The sequence below is a fragment of the Massilia cellulosiltytica genome, assembly GCF_047325105.1.
In the GTDB taxonomy this organism is placed as follows: Bacteria; Pseudomonadota; Gammaproteobacteria; order Burkholderiales; family Burkholderiaceae_D; genus Telluria; species Telluria orientalis.
In genome coordinates, this window is the sequence record NZ_CP168562.1 from 3,045,684 (window position 1) to 3,065,208 (window position 19,525).

Below are 19,525 nucleotides of genomic sequence, written 5' to 3' on the forward strand. Positions count from 1 at the left end.
CGTTGGCTACAAAGAATCGACTTCGGGCAGTCAGCATGGGTTCCCGCTTTCGCGGGAACGACGACGTCAGCGCGCGTAGCTCGGCTTCTTCGGGTCGTACTGCCAGCCGGGCACGAGGTAGCGCATGGCCATCGCGTCGTCGCGCGCGCCGCCCGCGACCTTCTTGTACAGCTCGTGCGCTGCGAGGATGCGTTCCATGTCGGGTTGGATGCCCAGGCCCGGCGCATCCGGCACCGCGACCTGGCCGCCCACGATCTGCAGCGGTTCCGTCGTCAGGCGCTCGCGGCCTTCCTGCCAGATCCAGTGCGTGTCGATGGCCGTGATGTCGCCCGGCGCCGCGGCGGCGCAGTGCGTGAACATCGCGAGCGACACGTCGAAGTGGTTGTTCGAGTGCGAGCCCCACGTCAGTCCCCAGTCGTGGCACAGCTGCGCGAGGCGCACGGAACCCTGCATGGTCCAGAAGTGCGGGTCGGCCAGCGGGATGTCGACGGCGCCCAGCAGGTGCGAGTGCGCCATCTGGCGCCAGTCCGTCGCGACCATGTTCGTCGCCGTGCGGATGCCCGTGGCGCGCTTGAATTCGGCCATGATCTCGCGCCCGGAATAACCGCCCTCCGGACCGCACGGGTCTTCCGCATACGACAGCACGTGGCCCTGGCCCTTGCAGGCGGCGATCGCTTGCGCCAGCGACCAGGCGCCGTTCGGGTCCAGCGTCGCGCGCGCATCCGGGAAGCGCCGCTTGATGGCGGCCACCGCCGCGATCTCGTCTTCCGGCCGCATCACGCCGCCTTTCAGCTTGAAGTCGCGGAAGCCGTACTTGTCGACGGCGGCGGACGCCAGGTCGGCGATCTGCTCGGGGCTCAATGCTTCTTCGTCGCGCACCTTGTACCAGCCGTCCTTGGCGGCGTCGCCGTCGTACGGCAGATCCGTCTGCGTGCGGTCGCCGATGTAGAACAGGTACGCGAGCATCGTCACGTGCGTGCGCTGCTGGCCGTCGCCGAGCAGTTCGCACAGCGGCACCGCGAGGTGCTGGCCCAGCAGGTCCAGCAACGCCGCCTCCACGGCCGTCACCACGTTCTCCAGGCGCAGGTTGATCTCGTGCGGCTGCTTCATGACGGCTTCCTCGGCGCTCGACGTCACCTGGTGGCTCACGCCGGAAATCGCCGCGCGCAGCACGTTCAGGGTGCGGTTGTAGCGCGCCACTTCGGTGCCCGTCACGAGCGGCACGAGCCGCTCCAGCGCGCGCAGGATGCCATTCGAGCCGGGGACCTCGCCCATGCCGGTGTTGCCGGCGCTGTCCTTCAGCAGGACGAGGATACGGGTGAAGTAGGGCGCGTGGGCGCCGCACAGGTTCAGCAACATGCTGTCGCGGCCGGCCACGGGGATCACCTGCATTTCGGTGATGATCGGGCTGGCGGCGCGCTGGATGAGGGGCATTGTATGGGTCTCCTGGTGATGTCGGGCATACGAAAAAAATATATCTCGTTGCCCGTAACATTGATCTAAACTAGAATGGTAGCGCAACCATTTGCCCAGTGTGAAGGAATAACGATGTCCCGTCAATCGATTCTGGCAGCCAGCCTCCTGTGTCTCTCCCTCGGCGGCTGTGCCGCCATCGCCGTCCAAACCCCCGCCGGCGAACACTGGGTCGCCTCGTGGGGGAGTGCCCAACTCGTGCCGGAAGGCCAGAACGAACTGCCCGCCGCGCAGTGGCAGGACGCCAGCCTGCGCCAGATCGTGCGGGTGTCGCTGAGCGGCGACCAGCTGCGCGTGAAGCTCACCAATGCGTTCGGCACGGCGCCACTCGTGATCGACGCCGGCAGCGTCGCGCTGGCGCGCGCACCCGGCAAGCCCGACGTCGACGGCGCCCGCCTGCGCCCGCTGCGTTTCGGCGGCGCCGCGTCCGTCACGATTCCCGCCGGCGCGGAATACGTGAGCGACCCGATCGACCTGCCGCATGCGGCGGGCGCCGACCTCGCCATCTCGCTGCATTTCGCCCAGGCGCCCGCGCGCCAGACGGGCCACCCGGGCGCGCGGGCGACGAGCTTCCGCGTGCCCGGCAACCAGGTCCAGGCCGCGAGCTGGCCGCAGGCCGACACCTTCACGCGCTGGTACCAGATCACGGGCGTCGAAGTGCCGGCCCGCGCCGGGGCGCACACGGTCGTCGCGATCGGCGACTCGATCACGGACGGCTACGGCGTGAATCCGGATACGTATGCGCGCTGGACGGACGGCCTCGCGACCCGCCTGCGCGCCGCGGGAATGACGAACGTCGGCGTCGTCAACGCCGGCATCGGCGGCGGCCGCATGCTGCGCGACGGCCTGGGCCCGAACCTCGTGTCCCGCTTCGATCGCGACGTGCTGGCACGGCCCGGCGTCACGCACGCCATCGTCATGATCGGCGTGAACGACTTCGGCGTGCAGCACCGGAACAAGGAAGACACGCCGGCGGCGCGTGCGGCCCTGCTGGACGACCTGAAACAGGCCTACCGCCAGATCGTCGCGCGCGCCCACGTCCAGGGCGTGTGCGTGCTGGGCGCCACGATCACCCCGTACGGCGGCAGCGGCTACTACGCGCCGGGTCGGGACAACGAGGCCGACCGCCTCGCCTACAACCAGTGGATCCGTACCGCGGGCGTCGTCGACGGCGTCGTCGACTTCGATGCGGCGCTGCGCGATCCGGCCAAGCCGGACCACCTGTTGAAGACCCTGGACAACGACGGCCTGCATCCGTCGACCGCCGGCTACAAGGCGATGGCGGACGCGGTGCCGCTGGAACAGCTCAAGACGTGCCGCATCGCGCGCTGAAACCACCTATAAAAACATCAGGAGACTTATGAGATCACTCGTCGCAGCCGCCATGCTGGCGCTCGCGGCCGCACAGCCGGCATGGGCGCTGGGAGAGCGCCCCTTCGTCACGTTCGAAGCCGGCAAGGATGCCGTCGTACTCGCGCGATCCGGCCAGGCCGCGCGCATCCTCGTGGACCCGAACGAATTCAAGGGCGTGCGCCGGGCGGCAGCCGACCTGCAGGCGGACATCGAACGCGTGTCCGGCATCCGGCCCGCGCTGCTGGCGTCCGCCGGTGCCGTGGCGAAGGGGTCGGACGTCGTCATCGTCGGCACGCTCGGCCAAAGCGCGCTGATCGACCGCCTCGCGCGCGAGAACAAGATCGATGCGAAGGCCGTGCGCGGGAAATGGGAAGGCTATCTCGTGCAGACGGTGCGCAATCCGCTGCCGGGCGTGGCGCGCGCGCTCGTCGTCGCGGGCAGCGACCGGCGCGGCACGATCTTCGGGCTGTACACGGTGTCCGAGCAGATCGGCGTCTCGCCATGGAACTGGTGGGCCGACGTGGCGCCCGCGAAGCACGACGTGCTCGCCGTGGCGGCCGGCACGCGCGTGGCCGACGCGCCCGTCGTGCGCTACCGCGGCATCTTCCTGAACGACGAGGCGCCCGCCTTGTCCGGCTGGGCCAAGGAAAAATTCGGCGGCTTCAACCACAAGTTCTATGGCAGATTGTTCGAGCTGATCCTGCGCATGCGCGGCAACTACCTGTGGCCCGCCATGTGGGGCAATGCGTTCTACGACGACGATCCGGAGAACGGCCCGCTGGCCGACGAGATGGGCATCGTGATGGGCACGTCGCACCACGAACCGCTGATGCGCGCCCACGCGGAGTGGAAAAAGTACGGCAAGGGTCCGTGGGACTACAGCCGCAACGAACAGGTGCTGCGCGAGTTCTGGCAGCAGGGGCTGGACCGCGCGAAGGACTACGACAAGGTCATCACCCTCGGCATGCGCGGCGACGGCGACGAGCCGATGTCGGAGGAATCGAACGTCGCGCTGCTGCAGCGGATCGTGGCCGACCAGCGCGCGATGATCGCGCAGACGATCGGCAAACCGCTGCCGCAGGTGCCGCAGGTCTGGGCCCTGTACAAGGAAGTGCAGGAGTATTACGAGAAGGGCATGCGCGTGCCCGACGACGTCACGCTGCTGTGGTGCGACGACAACTGGGGCAATATCCGCCGCCTGCCGACCGCCGAGGAACGCAAGCGCAGCGGCGGCGCCGGCATCTACTACCACTTCGATTACGTGGGCGGCCCGCGCTCGTACAAGTGGATCAACGTGACGCCGCTGCCGAAGGTGTGGGAACAGATGCACCTCGCCTGGCGCCTCGGCGCGGACCGGCTGTGGGTCGTGAACGTGGGCGACCTCAAGCCGATGGAAGTGCCGACGGAATTCTTCCTCACCTATGCGTGGAACCCTGCGGCGTGGCCCGCGTCGCGCCTGCCCGAGTACCTGAAGCTGTGGGCGACGCGCGAGTTCGGCTCCGAGAACGCGGCGGAAATCGCCGACATCGTCGCGACGTACGCCCGCTACAACGGCCGTCGCCGGCCGGAGCAGCTGGAGCCGGGCACGTACAGCGCGACCAACTACCGCGAGTCCGAGCGCATCGTCGCCGACTGGCGCGACCTCGCCGCGCGTGTCGAGCGGGTGAAGGCGAAGCTGGCGCCGGCGCAGAAGGACGCGTTCTTCCAGCTCGTCGAGCATCCCGTGCGCGCATCGGGCACGCTGGGCGAACTGTATGCGACGGTGCAGGCGAACCGCCTCCACGCGCAGCAGGGCCGCGCCGACACGAACGACCTTGCCGCGCGGGCGCGCGACCTGTTCGCGCAGGACGCCGCGATCTCGCGCGAGTACCACACGATCAATGGCGGCAAATGGAACCACATGATGGCGCAGACGCACATCGGCTACACGAGCTGGCGCGATCCCGCGACCAACATCATGCCCGAGGTGCGCGAGATCGCGCTGCCGGCCGCGCCGGCGCTGGGCGTGGCGGTCGAGGGCAGCGAGGCCGCCTGGCCGGCGGCGAAGGAACTGCGCCTGCCCGCGTTCGACCCGTTCGACAAATCGAACCGCTACATCGAGGTGTTCGACCGCGGCGCCGCGCCGGTGGCCTGGACCGCGCGTGCCGAGCAGCCGTGGATCGCATTGGGTGAATCGTCCGGCGCGACGGACAAGTCGAAGCGGATCGCCGTCGACGTGCGCTGGGACCAGGTGCCGGCCGGCGCCACGTCCGGCCGCGTGCTGGTGAGCGGTCCGGATGGCCGGCAGGCCGCCGTGGAAGTCCCGCTGCGCCACGCGGACCAGCGCGGCACGCAGGTCGCCGGTTTCGTGGAGACGGGCGGCACGGTCGCCATCGAGGCGGAACACTACAGTCGCGCGCTGGCGCCGGCAGGCCGCGAATGGCTGCGCGTGCCGGGCCTGGGCCGCACGCTGTCCGGCATGACGACCCTGCCGGTGGACGCGCCCGCGCTGGCGCCGGCGGACGGCATGCGGCTGGAGTACGACGTCTACCTGTTCGAGCCGGGCAAGGTGAACGTGCAGGCGACGCTGGCCCCTACGTTGAAATTCCGGCCGGGACCGGGCTTCCGCTATGCCGTCTCCATCGACGATGAAGCGCCGCGCATCGTCGACGTGCATGCGGACGCATCGCTGCAGCATTGGGAGAAGATCGTCACGGACGGTGTCGCGCAGTTCACGACAGCGCACGACGTGAAGGCGGCGGGACGCCATACGCTGAAGTTCTGGGCGCTCGATCCCGGACTCGTGCTGCAGCGCGTCGTGATCGACGCGGGCGGCCTGAAGCCGAGCTATCTCGGCCCGCAGGAAAGCCCGCGTGTCGGGCCCGAGTCGACGAACTAGCTCGGACCGTCGTTCCCGCGAAAGCGGGAACCCATGCTGACTGCTCGAAGTCGACGCCTTGTACCCAACGAGGTGGAAATGAAGAACGTGGCCAGCATACTCGGCATGGATTCCCGCGCGCGCGGGAATGACGATGGTCTTTCTGACGGCTCGTGAAAACAATATTCCCGACACCGGTTCGCGTGCGTGGGCATGACGGGGGCTCTCACCGCTTCATCAATCGGAGTGGGCGACGCGCAGCCCGCCCTTGCGGTCGGGCAGCCAGACTTCGGCGAGGTCGGAACTGACGTCGAAGAAGCCCAGTTCGTGCCTGGCCGCCAGGCGGTGCACGGCTTCCCAGGCCGCGTCGATGCGGTCCCAGTCGAGGAACGACATGTAGAGGAGTGTGCGGCCGATGGTGTAGTCGGTGCCGGTTTCGGGTTCCTCGACGCCGGCCGGCGCGGGCGGGAACTCGGCCGCGAGCGCCGCGTAAAAGGCTTGCAGGGCGGGCGTGGCCACGCGCGGGTCGTCGTAGCCGTGGTCCTCCGCCCATTCTGTCTGTTGCTCGTACCAGTCGAGGAAGGCGGGCCGTTTGGCCGGAGCGGCGTCGGGGGCGAACACCATCAGGTCGAAGCTCATCGTGTGGTTCTTTCGGGGCGGTTCATTGGTCAGGCATGACGATACACGCCGCCCGCGTGTGGTGCAAATGCTGAAAATCCGGCAATTCCTTTGCGAAGCTGGTTCCGACGGTGCAAAAAAGATAATATGCTGAGCCTGCCAACGCCAGCCGTCCCGAACCCACCGCCCATTGGAGCCTACATGACTACCACGCTGAAATCCAAGGCCGCGCGCGCCTTGCTCGCCATCGCGCCGCTGCTCGCCGCCGAGGCGGCGCACGCCGGTCCCAAATACTCGTACAGCTACGTGGGCAACCCGGCCACGCCCGTGCGTGCAAAACCGGTGTCGTGCTGGCAGACGGCCTGTACGCCGTCCGTCGTGCTGATGGGTGGCGGCTACGACGTGGCCGAGGCGTTCCGCTGGATGATCGCGCAGGCCGGCATCACGAAGGCCACCGGCGGCCGCTTCGTCATCCTCCGTGCGACCGGCAGCGATGCGTACAACCCGTATGTCTACAGCCGCCTCGGCACGGTGGATACGACGACGAGCCGCAATTACGAGATGGTCGGCGGCCTCGATCTGGGCGTGACCTCCGTGGAGACGCTCGTGATCCCGAGCCGCACCGCGGCCGCCGATCCGTTCGTGCTGGACGTGATCTCGAAGGCGAGCGCCATCTTCATCGCCGGGGGCGACCAGGCAGATTACTACCAGTACTGGCAAAGCACGCCGCTGGCGGCCGCGCTGCAGCGCGCCGTCGATGCGGGCATCCCGATCGGCGGCACGAGCGCCGGCAATGCGATGCTGGGCCAGTATGCGTTCGTCGCGTTGAACGATACCGTGACGTCGGACGAGGCGCTCGCGAATCCGTTCAACCGCTACATGACGATCGACCCGCTCAACACCTCGTCCGGCAAATTCATCCAGACGGGGAGCTTCATCGGCATCCCCGGCCTGGAAAAGACGATCACCGACGACCATTTCAATACGCGCGACCGCCTGGGCCGCCTGGTCGGTTTCGTCTCCCGCATCGGCGACGGCTGCCCCGGCGGCGTGGAACGGTTCGACCAGGTGCTGGGCATCGGCGTCGACGAGGAGACGGCCGTGCTGGTGTCCGGGCCGCGCGGCGGCGTCAAGGCGCAACTGGTCGCCAATCCATACAATCCCGAGAACACGACGGCGCCGTACGCGCCGCAGAACTCCGCCTACTTCACGAAGCTCGCGCGCACACCGGCGCAGTGTGCCGCGAAGAAGACGCTGGACATCAACAGCGGCGTGCAGGTCTACCGCCTGAGCGCGCAAGTGGCGCAGCCGTCGCCGTATCCGTCGGCGCCACAGTACAGCTTCAAGACGAATGCGACGTTCAACCTGTCCAGCTGGACGCAGCAGACGCCGACGACGTATGCCGACGGCTCGTCGCTGAACGGGCCGTTCGTGTACGGCACGGCGGGCGGCGCGATCCTGGGCGCCCAGGTCCGCTGACGCCCGTGCGCCCGCCCATCGCCATCGATCCGGACGAGGTCGAGTTCAGCGCGATCCGCGCGCAGGGGCCGGGCGGGCAGAACGTCAACAAGGTGTCGAATGCCGTGCAGGCGCGCTTCGACATCGGCGCGTCCTCGCTGCCTTCGGACGTGAAGGCGCGCCTGCGCGCGCTGCCGGACGCGCGCATCACGCGCGACGGCGTCGTCGTCATCAAGGCGCAGTCCGCGCGCAGCCTGGAGCGCAACCGCGCGGACGCGCTGGCGCGCCTGCAGGCGCTCGTCGACGCGGCGGCCACGGTGCCGCTCGTGCGCCGGCCGACGCGGCCCACACTGGGGTCGCAACGGCGCCGGCTCGAATCCAAGGCGGGCCGCAGCCAGGTGAAGGCGTTGCGGGGCAAGGTGCGCGACTAGGCGCGGCGGAGCCCTGCAGGGGGATTGCTGCACGCGCAGCATGCGTGGACGCGGTCGCGGCCGCCGCGCTTGGCGTCGTACATCAGCTTGTCCGCCACGGCGATGAGGTCGCGCAGCACGTGGTGCCCGCCACCGGCCGCCGGGTCGGCGCAGGCGACGCCGAAACTCGCGGTCGTGCGCATGCGCTCCTTGCCGTCGTCGGTCATGACGCTCATGTCGGCGAAGCGTGTGCGCAGCCGTTCGGCCAGGTGGATGCCGCCGTCGAGGTCCGTGCCCGGCAGGATCGCCAGGAATTCCTCGCCCCCGTAGCGCACGACGCTGTCGACGCCGTCGCGCGTCATGTGCCGCAGCAGCTCCGCAAAGCTGCGCAGCACGGCGTCGCCGCTGGCGTGGCCGTAGGTGTCGTTGATGCGCTTGAAGTGATCGATGTCGCACAGGACCACCGTCAGCAGTCCGCCGCGGTCGGGCGAGCGCACGTGGCCGGGGCGCATCAGGGTCTCGTGCAGGTAGCGCCGGTTGTAGCAGCCGGTGAGGTGGTCGCGCGCGGCGGTATGCTGCAGCGCCACGCGCGCCTGGTATTCCTCGCGCGATACCTGGTTGAAGCGCCGCGCCGCGAGCGCCCCGAACGCGTTCGCCAGCACGAGCAGCATGACCATCGTGACGCCGTCGGCCGCCGTCAGCCGGCCGTACTTCAACGTCAGCACGAGAAAGACGGCGGTGGCGGCGGATGCCAGCACGAGTGCGTTGGCGAAGCTGTTCGGGATGTACAGGTAGATCACGATGAGCATGATCGCGAGCGACATCGCGTGCCAGTGGAACTCGTCCGGACGCTGTACCGCGATGCACATGAAGCACGCGAGCGCCACGGTTTCCGCGCCGCTGGCGGCGATGCGCGTCGCGTGCAGGGTCAGCGGCCTGTGGTACGCGAGCCAGGCGCACGTGCCGGCCGTCGCGGCGACGGCCGCGCGCGCGGCGCACAGCTTCAGGTAGGTCGGACCATAGCCCAGCGCGGCCAGGTCCGACAGCGAGAACGCCAGGTAGAACAGGGTGCAGAACACGAGTGTGTAGCCGAGCAGGGCCCGTGTCTGCGGCAGTTGGTGGACGAGGAACGCGGTTTCGTCTGCGCGCTGCGCAAACTCCCCGGTGAGCGGGTGTATTCTCATGCGGTCGATGGATGGGAACATGATGGGCCGGCGCGAACCGGACCATTATGTTCCAAATTTTGTATCGACGCTATTCTGACAGTTCATTCCGTTCGAATGGTCACCCTTTGTCACCTCAGGCCGAGAGACCCAGCAAGGTCGACGCATGCGGCGCCAGCGTGATGCGCAGCGCGCCGCGCACGGCCGGCTGGTCGCGCCGCGCCCACAGGTCGCGCACGGCGACGCTGCGGTTGCCCAGGTCCAGGCGCGACAGGTCGAACACGATCTCGGTCGGCGCATCGGACGTGTTGAACAGCGCCAGGTACTGCAGGTTGCCCTTGTCGGCCGAACGCGCGCTCCAGATGCGCGTGCCGGCATCCGCGCGGTGCGGATGGTTGTCGCGGCTGCGCTGGTTTACGGCCAGCACCTCGGGGTTCGTCAGCAATGCGAGCGTCTTCGCATCCAGGTGGCGCAGGTCGCCGCCCATGATCAGCGGCGAACGGGCGATGCTCCACAGCGACATCAGCGTCTGCTGCTCGTCCGGCGTGAACTTGGTGTCGCGCGCGCCGAGGGCGAGACGGCCCAGCGGCAGCATGTCGGCGTCGGGCCACGAGTTCGCGCCCATCACGGGATTCCAGTTTTCCAGGCGCTGGAACTGGTCGTTGAGGAGGCGCCATTCGTCCCAGAAATCGTCCGAGATGCGCCACATCTGCGCATAGTGCGGCACGTGGTTGGCCCAGCGCAGGTCCATCTCGCCCGGCGACAGGCTCAGGACGATGGGGCGGCCGCTGGCCGCGATGGCCTTGTGCGCCGCTTCGACCTCGGGCCAGTTGCGCTCGTACGGGCGCGACATGTCGTCCATCTTGACGAAGTCGACGCCCCACTCGGCGTACTGCTTGAACACGGAGTTGTAGTATTCCTGCGCGCCCGGCTTCGTCATGTCGACGCCGTACATGTCGCCGTTCCATTCGCAGATCGCCTTCGTGTCGGCGATGTCCTGCGCGCGCAGTTTCGTGCCGAGGATCGGCGTGTTCAGGCGCACGGCCTGGCGCGGGATGCCGCGCATGAGGTGGATGCCGAACTTCATGCCGCGCGCGTGGATCTGGTCGGCGAGCTTCCTGAAGCCCGCGCCGTTCGCAGCGGACGGGAAGCGGTTCGGCGCCGGCTGCAGGCGGCCGTACTGGTCCAGCGTCAGTTCGGCGTCCTTGCGGTATTCGTAGCTGTTCGCGTTCGGCTCGTACCACTGGATGTCGACGGTGAACACGTTGTACCCGAACGGCAGCAGCTTCGCGACCATGATGTCGGCGTTTTCCAGCGCCTGCGCTTCCGTGATGGTGGGGCCGAACGAGTTCCAGCTGTTCCAGCCCATCGGCGGCGTCGGCGCGAGGCCCGCGGCCGATGAAGTGGATTTCGATTTTGCCGCGAAAGCGAGCGAGGGGGCGCTGGCGGCGGCAGCGGCGGCGGCGAGGGAAGCGGTGAGGATGCGGCGGCGATTCGAGTCCATGTGCGGGCTAAGAGTTGATGAGCGTCGCGCGAGTATAAATACCGATCGGCCGGCGCACTAATCACTTGTGCGCGCCGACCGATACCCGAATCGATATCGCAGCCGTCAGCCCTGGCGTGCCGGCGCCGCCTTGATCGCGTCGATGATCGCCTGTTTCATCGGCTTTGCTTTCAACTGTGCGTCGAACGGCGTCGGGCGCATCGGCAGCTTGTCCCTGCGCGGCGCCTCGTCCCACGTCTGCAGCCAGCTGATGTTGTCAGCCAGGCCCCACACGAGGATGTCGCGCAGGCGCGGGTAGGCCAGCGTCACGTCCAGGTAGTCGCGCGTGGCGGCGGCGACGCCGGCGTCGCGTTTGGCGATGTCGGCCGGCAGGCGGCGGTCGTTCACGTCCAGTTCGGTGATCAGGAGGTCGTAGCCCATGCCCGACACTTCGTCGAGGAACTTGCGCCATTCGACCAGGTCGGAACGGCCTTTATCCGTTTCGTCCCACGAACCGATATGGCTCTGCAGGCCGAGCGCGTTGATCGGCGTGCCGCGCTTCTTGAGGTCCGCGAGCAGGGCCAGCACGCCCGCACGATGCTTGGCGCTGCCGGCGTCGCCGCGCATGTAGTCGTTATAGACCAGCTGTGCCTGCGGGGCATATTCTTTCGCGAGGCGGAACGCGAGGTCGATCTGCTCGACGGCGCCAAGCGGCTTCGTGAGGGCGTTCTGGCGCAGCTTGCCGTCGGCCGGGTCGACGGCTTCGTTGACGACGTCCCAGCTCTTGATGCTCTTGCCGAAGTGGCCGCACACGGTGCTCACGTGCGTGCGCATCAGCTGTTCGACGGCCTTCGCGGGCTGCGGGCCGAAGTTCTGTTTCACGACCCACGCCGGCACCCATTTCTCGGCCTGCCAGAACAGGTTGTGGCCGCGCACGGCGATGCCCTTGTCCTTCGCCCAGGCGATCACGTCGTCGGCCGGGCCGAAGTTCGGCTTGCCCGGCGCCGGTTCGAGCGCCTGCCATTTCATCTCGTTCTCGAGCACGATCAGGTTGCATTCGCGCTCGACGAGCGCGCGGTAGGCGGCGTCGCCGAACTGGTTGCGGCCGGCGCTGATGGCGGTGCCGAAGCGCATGCCCTTGCGGGCGGCGACGTCCTTCAGCGTTTCGCCGGCGGGGCCTTGGGCGCGCGCGAACGGGAGGGCGGCCGGCAGCAGGGCGGCGCCGGCGAGCGCCTGGATGATCTCTCGTCTCGTAGTCATTCTGTATGAATCCTTCTGTTTTGCGTGGTGGGGAGAAAACGGTTCAGCCGTGGCCGGGCGCGAACGGGAACACTTGCTTCCGGTAGTACTCGAGGGGTTGCGCGGGCGCGCGCACGCCGGCCGGCAGCGGCAGGCCGGACTGGTGCTGGAAGTACGCGATGCACGCGTCGCGCCACCATACGGCCTCGCGCTGTTGCTGGGCCAGGCGCTGGGCGACGTCGTTGAAGCGCTGCGCATCCACGAACGGGCGCAGGCGCTGCCATTCGGCTTGCATCGCCGTCACTTCGGCCACGCCGTGGTCGTAGTGCGCAATCAGGTCGGTCCACAGCGTGCGGCCGTCCGGCATGCGGTAGTCCCACGGCAGGTGGTGGAACCACAGCAGGAACTCCTGCGGCGTCGTGGCCGGGTCGGCGAAGCGGCGCGCGACCTCGGGCGCGTACTGGGCCACGGCATTGCTGCCTTTCGCAGTGCGGTCGAAGCCGATGCCGTTCCTGTCGGCGCGGTGGTAGTAGACGGGGTTCCAGTCGGCGCGGCCCAGGTCGTCGACCCACGGCGCGGGACCATAATGGTGGCCGGTGCCCATGATGTGGTGCAGGCCGAGGGGCGTCATGTAGTCGACGACGGCTTCGCGCGAGCGCATCATCATGGCGACGACCGGATCGACGACGCGCGCGTCCGGCGCGAACGTCTGGCCCGCCCATTCGCGTGCGATGGCGCGGCTGTCCAGGTCCGGGTTCCAGGCGAGGCGGCCGTAGGCGTACCAGTTGGCCTGGTCGAACGTGGAGCCCGTCCAGTTGCGGCTCGATCCGATGTTCGCGACGCCGGCGATGCCGCCGACATGCCCGTCCTGCGCGCCTTCCAGTACGCGCGCCACGGTCATGGGCGTCCCCCCGGCGCGGGTATCGAAGCGCAGCGTTTCCTGGAACAGGGGGCCGAGGTAGACGAGGTGCGTGGCGAAGCCGAGGTATTCCTTCGTCACCTGGAATTCCATCACGAGCGGCGTGTCCGGCATCGCGCCGAACAGCGGGTGCGCCGGTTCGCGCGGCTGGAAGTCGATGGCGCCGTTCTTCACCTGCACGAGTACGTTCTTGTCGAACTTGCCGTCCAGCGGCTTGAACTGGTCGTACGCTTGCGCCGCGCGGTCGCTGACCTGGTTCGGGTGCGCGGGCGGGTTGTAGACGAAGGCGCGCCACATCACGATGCCCTTGTGCGGCGCGAGCGCACGCGCCAGCATGTTGGCGCCGTCCGCGTGGTTGCGGCCATAGTCCTGCGGGCCGGGCTGGCCTTCCGAATTGGCCTTGACGAGGAAGCCGCCGAAATCGGGAATGGTGCGGTAGATCTCGTCCGCCTTGCGCGCCCACCACGCCGCGACGGCGGGGTCGAGCGGATCGGCCGTCTTCGTCTCCTTCAGTTCCAGCGGCGTCGACCAGCGCACGGAGAGATAGACGCGGATGCCGTACGGGCGCAGCACGTTCGCGATGGCGGCCGCCTTGGCGATGAACGCGGGGCTCAGCACCTCGGCCTTCGCGTTGACGTTGTTGAGGACCGAGCCGTTGATGCCGAGCGACGCGTTGGCGCGCGCGTAGTCCGTGTAGCGCGGGTCGACGATGTTGGGGAGCTCCCACCAGTTCCAGATCGATTCGCCCGCGTAGCCGCGTTCGACGGTGCGGTCCAGGTTGTCCCAGTGGTTCAGCACCCGGAGGGGCAGCGCCGGCTTGTCGGCGAGCGCGATGCTGTCGGGCGCGGTGCCCAGTTGCAGCTGGCGCAGCCACGCGAAGCTGCCGTACAGGAGGCCGACGTCGGAGTTCGCCGCGATCAGCGTGATGGGGACGCCACCCTGGCGCGTGCGACGCACGACATAGCCTTCAGGACCGACGGTGGCGAGGTCGCGGCGCACGGCATCCGCGTCGGCCAGGCCCGCCGGGAGCGTGGCGCGGGCGAGGACGATGGTGCCGGCGCGTGCCTTCGCGTTCAGGGGGATGGCATCCGGCGTGCGGCCCAGCATGCCGGCGAGGCCGCGTTTCAGTTCCGCGCCGGCGGCGCGCACGGTCGGGGTGTCGTCGGGTGCCGTGATGCCGGTGGCGGCGGCCGCCAGTGCGGTCCTCTGGGCTGCGGGGAGGGGGCGGTAGCGCAGCCACAGGTCGTAGCCGTCTTCATCGGCGGCGTGGGCGAGGTGGGTGCCGACCAGGGCAAGCACGAGATTCAGGACGAACGCCGTCATGATCCGTGCGCGGACAAGCCGCGGCAAATATCGCATCGTAGTCTCCGTTGTATTTATATGAGTACCGGGTGCGGCGGCCCGTCCGGCGCAGGAATGTTAGCGCAAACTCTGGAAATGGGAAATCGATTTATGAGTGTTTACGGTCATGTTTATGGCTATCATTGCACGGGGCGAAAGTGCTAAGATAGCGCAAACAAAAAATGATGGGGAATAGGGAGAATGACCAAGACCAAACCAGAGTCCGTCCAGGAAGAGCTGGAACGACGGGGGCAGCCGACCATGGCCGACGTCGCCAAGCTCGCGGGCGTGTCCGCCATGACGGTCTCGCGCGTCATGAACGGCAAGGGACTCGTGCGCGAAAGCACGCGGCGCAAGGTCGCGGAAGCCGTGGCGGCGCTGAACTACACGCCGAACCAGGAGGCGCGCAACCTCGCGGGCTCCAAGCCGATCCGCGTCGGCTTCTTGTACAGTAACCCGAGCGCGGCGTACCTGAGCGAGTTCCTCGTCGGCCTCCTGAGCCAGTCGGGCCTGAACAACGTCCAGCTGTTCGTGGAAAAATGCGAGGCCGGCGAGCACGAAGCGGAGCAGACACGCCGCCTCGTCGAGAACGGCCTGGACGGCATCATCCTGCCGCCGCCGCTGTGCGACAGCGAGGAGGTGCTCGCCGCCATCGCGGACGCGAACATCCCGGCCGTCGTCGTCGCGTGCGGCCTGCCGGACAGCCGCGTGGGCGCCGTCAGCATCGACGACTACGAAGCGGCGCATGCGATGACGCGCCACCTGGTCAACCTGGGGCACCACCGCATCGGCTTCGTCGTCGGCCATCCGAACCAGACCGCGAGCGCGCGCCGCCTCGAAGGCTATCGCGCGGCGATCGCGGAGCAGGGCGCGGACGCGTCCGAGGAACTCGTCGTCCAGGGCATGTTCACGTACCGCTCCGGCCTGGACGCGGCCGAGCACCTGCTGGCGCTGGAAGAACGCCCGACGGCCATCTTCGCCAGCAACGACGACATGGCGGCCGCCTGCGTCGCCGTCGCACACCGCCTCGGACTCGACGTGCCGGGCGACCTGACGGTCACCGGCTTCGACGACACGGCGCTCGCCACGACGATCTGGCCGGAACTGACCACCGTGCGCCAGCCGATCGCCGGCATGGCGCGCGAAGCCGTGCAGTCGCTGGTGCGCCGCGTGCGTGCGCTGCGCGAAGGAGAGGAGGCCGAGCCGGAACAGGTGCGCATGGACTTCGAACTGGTACGCCGCCAGTCCGACGCCGCGCCGCGCACCCGTCCCTCGGCACTGCTGCCGCTCGGCGCCGCCAAGCGCGCCGGCTGATCCTCCCGGCCGCGGCGCCCAGCCGCGGCCGACCTACGCGCGGCGCATAAACTGTTCGCGCAAACATCGAGTTTTCCCGCTTTTCCCGCCAATTCCGCCACGGCCCAAGGCCGTTGCGTCGCCTCTGCCGGACATCTTCCCAATAATTCATTGACAAGCGCCAAATTAGACGTTTAGACTGGAATGGTTGCGGTAACATTTCTGTTATTAGAATGTTGGACCTCGATCCACCGCATGCCAGGCAGACCACACTCCGCCGGCCACACGGCGGCACCTACAAAAACAAGCAGGAGACATAAGTCGATGGGTATCAAACGCAGAGAGTTTCTGGCCACCGTTGGGGGCGCGGCCGGCATGGCAGTCGTGCCGGGCGCGCTGGCGACGAAAGCCGCCAAAGGGGGCGCACCAGTCTACAAGCAGGCGAGCGCGCCCGTCGCGGCGCGCGTGGAAGACCTGCTGGGCCGCATGACGGTCGACGAAAAGATCGCGCAGCTGCAATGCGTCTGGCTGACGAAGAAGGACCTCCAGAACGACGACACGAGCTTCAACGCCGAGAAGGCGGCAAAAGTCCACCCGCACGGCATGGGCATGTTTGCGCGCCCGTCCGACCGCCAGATCGGCGCCGACAACAACGCCGGCAACTCCGGTGCCGTCGGCAACCGCGGACCGAGGGAAACGGCGGACTACGTGAACGCCGTGCAGAAGTGGGCGCTGGAGCACACGCGCCTGGGCATCCCGGTCTTCATGCACGAGGAATCGCTGCACGGCTACGTGGCGCCGGAAGCGACCAGCTTCCCGCAGGCGATCGGCCTGGCCTCCACGTTCGACCCGCAACTGGTCGAGCAGATCTTCTCGCTCGCCGCGAAGGAAATGCGCGCACGCGGCGCCAACCTGGCGCTGGCGCCGGTCGTCGACGTGGCGCGCGAGCCGCGCTGGGGCCGGATCGAAGAGACCTATGGCGAAGACCCGCACGTGTGCGGCGTGATGGGCAAGGCCGCCGTGCTGGGCTTCTCCGGCAACACGCTGCCGCTGGCGCAGGACAAGGTCTTCGCCACGCTGAAGCACATGACGGGCCACGGCCAGCCGGAGTCCGGCACCAACATCGGTCCGGCGAACGTGGGCGAACGCGCGCTGCGCGAAGAGTTCTTCCCGCCGTTCGAGAAGATCATCAAGGAAACCAAGATCGCGGCCGTGATGCCGTCGTATAACGAGATCGACGGCGTCCCGTCGCACGCCAACCGCTGGCTGCTGACGGACGTGCTGCGCAAGGAGTGGGGCTTCCAGGGCCTGACCGTGTCCGACTACATGGCGGTCGCGGAACTGGGCAGCCGCCACCACCTCGTCGGCTCGGTGAAGGAAGGCGGCCTGCGCGCATTCAAGGCCGGCGTCGACATCGAGACGCCGGACCCCGCCGGCTTCGCCGCGCTGGATGAACTGGTCAAGGAAGGCAAGATCACGACGAAGGAACTCGACGCCGTCGTGCGCCGCATCCTGCGCTGGAAATTCGACGCGGGCCTGTTCGAGAACCCGTACGCGGACGCCGACCAGGCCGCCGCCCGCACCGCGACGCCGGAAGCCATCGCCCTCGCGCGCAAGGCCGCCCAGCGCACCGCCGTCCTGCTCAAGAATGATAAGGGCCTGCTGCCGCTGGCGCCGCAGAAGGTCGGCAAGCTGCTGCTGGTCGGCACCCACGCGAAGGACACGCCGATCGGCGGCTATTCGGACAAGCCGCGCCACGTCGTCTCCGTGTACGAGGCACTGCAGAAGGAAGCGCAGGCGGGCGGCTTCACGCTGGATTATTCGGAAGGCGTGCGCCTGACCGAAGGCCACGTGTGGGGCCAGGACGAAATCGTCTGGACCAAGCCGGAAGTCAATGCGCGCCTGATCGCCGAGGCGGTGGAAGCGGCGAAGAAGGCCGACACCATCGTGATGGTCCTGGGCGACAACGAGCAGACCGCGCGTGAGGCCTGGGCCGACAACCACCTGGGCGACCGCACGTCGCTGGACCTCGTCTCCCAGCAGAACGACCTGGCCCGCGCCATCTTCGCGCTGAACAAGCCGACCGTCGTGCTGCTGCTGAACGGCCGTCCGCTGTCCGTGAACTACCTGGCCGAACGCGCCGACGCGCTGATGGAATGCTGGTATATGGGGCAGGAGACGGGCCATGCCGTCGCCGACCTGATCTTCGGCCGCGCGAACCCGGGCGGCAAGCTGCCCGTCACCATCGCGCGCAACGTCGGCCAGCTGCCGATGTTCTACAACCGCAAGCCGAGCAGCCGCCGCGGCTACATCGACGACGTGACCACGCCGCTGTACCCGTTCGGCTACGGCCTGTCGTACACCCGCTTCGACATCTCCGCACCGCGCCTCACGAAGGACCGGATGGGAGTCTCCGGCACGACCCAGGTACAAGTGGACGTGCAGAACACGGGCGCCGTGCGCGGCGACGAAGTCGTGCAGATGTACATCCGCGACGACGTCAGCTCCGTCACCCGTCCGCTGCTCGAACTGAAGGGCTTCCAGCGCGTGACGCTGGAACCGGGCGAAAAACGCACGGTCACCTTCGACATCAAACCGACCGACCTGTGGTTCTACAACGGCGACATGAAACGCGTCGTGGAACCGGGGACGTTCACCATTTTCGCAGGACCGAACAGCGTCGACCTGAAGAAGGCGACCCTGACGGTGGCATAACCAAGAGAGACAAGACATGACAGCTATCCAAGCCAACCCGCTGCCCCAGGACCTCGACCAGGCCTTGATGGTCGGCCGCGTGTGGCGTTCTTCCCCGACCAACGGCCCGGCCGTGGTCGCCGTTCGTAACGGTCGTGTAATCGATATCACCCGCCACGCCCCGACCGTGTCGGAACTGCTCGAGCGCGACGACCTGGTCGCCATCGTGCGCGGCGCGGAAGGCGAGGACCTGGGCGACGTCAACGCGCTGGTCGCGGCCGCGCTGGCCGGTGATGAAGGCAACGCGGTGCGCCTGCTGGCCCCGTGCGACCTGCAGGCGATCAAGGCGTGCGGCGTCACGTTCGCCGTCAGCCTGCTGGAACGCGTGATCGAGGAACAGGCCAAGGGCGACCCGGCCCGCGCAACGGCGCTGCGCCAGCAGCTGCAGGAAACCATCGGCACCAACCTGTCGGAACTGGAGCCGGGCGGCGAAGCTGCCATGCGCCTGAAGGCCGACCTGTCGGCACGCGGCTTGTGGTCGCAATACATGGAAGTGGGCATTGGCCCGGACGCGGAAGTGTTCACGAAGTCGCAGCCGATGTCGGCGGTCGGCCACGGCGCCGCCGTCGGCCTGCACCCGTCGTCGCACTGGAACAACCCGGAACCGGAAATCGTCCTGGCTGTGAACAGCCGCGCGCAAGTGGTCGGCGCCACGCTGGGCAACGACGTCAACCTGCGCGACATCGAAGGCCGCAGCGCGCTGCTGCTCGGTAAGGCGAAGGACAACAACGGCTCGTGCGCCATCGGCCCGTTCATCCGCCTGTTCGACGGCGATTTCGATATCGACACGCTGCGCAACGCGGAAGTCCGCATGCTGATCGAAGGCGTCGACGACAACTTCGAACTGGCCGGCGCCAGCTTCATGCGCGAAATCAGCCGCGATCCGCTGGACCTCGTGCGCCAGACCTGCGGCAAGCACCACCAATACCCGGACGGCTTCATGCTGTTCCTCGGTACGATGTTCTCGCCGATCAAGGACCGCGATGCGCAAGGCGGCGGCTTTACCCACCACGCAGGCGACCGCGTGAGCATCTCCACGCCGTCGCTGGGCACGCTGGTCAACACCGTCCAGCGCAGCGACCAGATCGCACCGTGGACCTTCGGCGTGCGCGCGCTGTACGCCAACCTGGCCGAACGCGGCCTGCTTTCCAAATAACGAGAATT

General features: G+C 68.0%; 13 protein-coding genes. 7 read left to right on the forward strand and 6 right to left on the reverse strand.

Annotation, left to right across the window (positions count from 1 at the left end):
• Positions 1 to 66 precede the first annotated feature (66 nt).
• The gene (locus ACEN9H_RS13380) at positions 67 to 1,434 is read right to left on the reverse strand and encodes an enolase C-terminal domain-like protein (RefSeq protein ID WP_413675150.1); all 1,368 of its coding nucleotides are present in this window, start codon (positions 1,432 to 1,434) and stop codon (positions 67 to 69) included.
• Positions 1,435 to 1,548: 114 nt separating this feature from the next.
• Between ACEN9H_RS13380 and ACEN9H_RS13385 the strand changes: the two genes are divergently transcribed.
• Complete coding sequence (locus ACEN9H_RS13385) at positions 1,549 to 2,805, forward strand: SGNH/GDSL hydrolase family protein (RefSeq protein WP_413675151.1); 1,257 nt, start codon at positions 1,549 to 1,551, stop codon at positions 2,803 to 2,805.
• A 28-nt stretch (positions 2,806 to 2,833) separates the two neighbouring features.
• On the forward strand, positions 2,834 to 5,704 hold the full coding sequence (locus tag ACEN9H_RS13390) for a glycosyl hydrolase 115 family protein (RefSeq protein ID WP_413675152.1): 2,871 nt from the start codon (positions 2,834 to 2,836) through the stop codon (positions 5,702 to 5,704).
• A 216-nt stretch (positions 5,705 to 5,920) separates the two neighbouring features.
• On the opposite strand, the gene ACEN9H_RS13395 is transcribed toward ACEN9H_RS13390, so the two are convergent.
• Positions 5,921 to 6,322 (reverse strand): hypothetical protein, encoded by a 402-nt coding sequence (locus ACEN9H_RS13395; protein WP_413675153.1) that lies wholly within the window; start codon positions 6,320 to 6,322, stop codon positions 5,921 to 5,923.
• Between the two features lie 180 nt (positions 6,323 to 6,502).
• Between ACEN9H_RS13395 and ACEN9H_RS13400 the strand changes: the two genes are divergently transcribed.
• Both ACEN9H_RS13400 and arfB read left to right on the forward strand, forming a co-directional pair.
• Positions 6,503 to 7,780: a cyanophycinase gene (locus ACEN9H_RS13400; RefSeq protein ID WP_413675154.1), complete on the forward strand. Its 1,278-nt coding sequence runs from the start codon at positions 6,503 to 6,505 to the stop codon at positions 7,778 to 7,780.
• Between the two features lie 5 nt (positions 7,781 to 7,785).
• Positions 7,786 to 8,190 (forward strand): alternative ribosome rescue aminoacyl-tRNA hydrolase ArfB, encoded by a 405-nt coding sequence (arfB, locus tag ACEN9H_RS13405; protein ID WP_413675155.1) that lies wholly within the window; start codon positions 7,786 to 7,788, stop codon positions 8,188 to 8,190.
• On the opposite strand, the gene ACEN9H_RS13410 is transcribed toward arfB, so the two are convergent.
• From ACEN9H_RS13410 to ACEN9H_RS13425, 4 genes are all read right to left on the reverse strand, one after another.
• Positions 8,187 to 9,374, reverse strand: coding sequence for a diguanylate cyclase (locus ACEN9H_RS13410; RefSeq protein WP_413675156.1), 1,188 nt, complete (start codon positions 9,372 to 9,374; stop codon positions 8,187 to 8,189). The genes arfB and ACEN9H_RS13410 overlap by 4 nt on opposite strands.
• Before the next feature lie 94 nt (positions 9,375 to 9,468).
• On the reverse strand, positions 9,469 to 10,836 hold the full coding sequence (locus ACEN9H_RS13415) for a glycoside hydrolase family 27 protein (RefSeq protein ID WP_413675157.1): 1,368 nt from the start codon (positions 10,834 to 10,836) through the stop codon (positions 9,469 to 9,471).
• A gap of 105 nt (positions 10,837 to 10,941) precedes the next feature.
• Positions 10,942 to 12,075, reverse strand: coding sequence for an endo-1,4-beta-xylanase (locus ACEN9H_RS13420; protein WP_413675158.1), 1,134 nt, complete (start codon positions 12,073 to 12,075; stop codon positions 10,942 to 10,944).
• Positions 12,076 to 12,118: 43 nt separating this feature from the next.
• Positions 12,119 to 14,296, reverse strand: a complete 2,178-nt coding sequence (locus ACEN9H_RS13425; protein ID WP_413675159.1) for an alpha-glucuronidase family glycosyl hydrolase — start codon at positions 14,294 to 14,296, stop codon at positions 12,119 to 12,121.
• A gap of 219 nt (positions 14,297 to 14,515) precedes the next feature.
• Here ACEN9H_RS13425 and ACEN9H_RS13430 point away from each other — a divergent pair, with 219 nt between their 5' ends.
• From ACEN9H_RS13430 to ACEN9H_RS13440, 3 genes are all read left to right on the forward strand, one after another.
• A complete protein-coding gene (locus ACEN9H_RS13430; RefSeq protein WP_413675160.1) occupies positions 14,516 to 15,628 on the forward strand; it encodes a LacI family DNA-binding transcriptional regulator in 1,113 nt (370 codons plus the stop codon).
• A gap of 303 nt (positions 15,629 to 15,931) precedes the next feature.
• On the forward strand, positions 15,932 to 18,322 hold the full coding sequence (locus ACEN9H_RS13435; RefSeq protein ID WP_413675161.1) for a glycoside hydrolase family 3 N-terminal domain-containing protein: 2,391 nt from the start codon (positions 15,932 to 15,934) through the stop codon (positions 18,320 to 18,322).
• Between the two features lie 16 nt (positions 18,323 to 18,338).
• Positions 18,339 to 19,517: a fumarylacetoacetate hydrolase family protein gene (locus tag ACEN9H_RS13440; protein WP_056133433.1), complete on the forward strand. Its 1,179-nt coding sequence runs from the start codon at positions 18,339 to 18,341 to the stop codon at positions 19,515 to 19,517.
• The last annotated feature ends 8 nt before the right edge of the window (positions 19,518 to 19,525 follow it).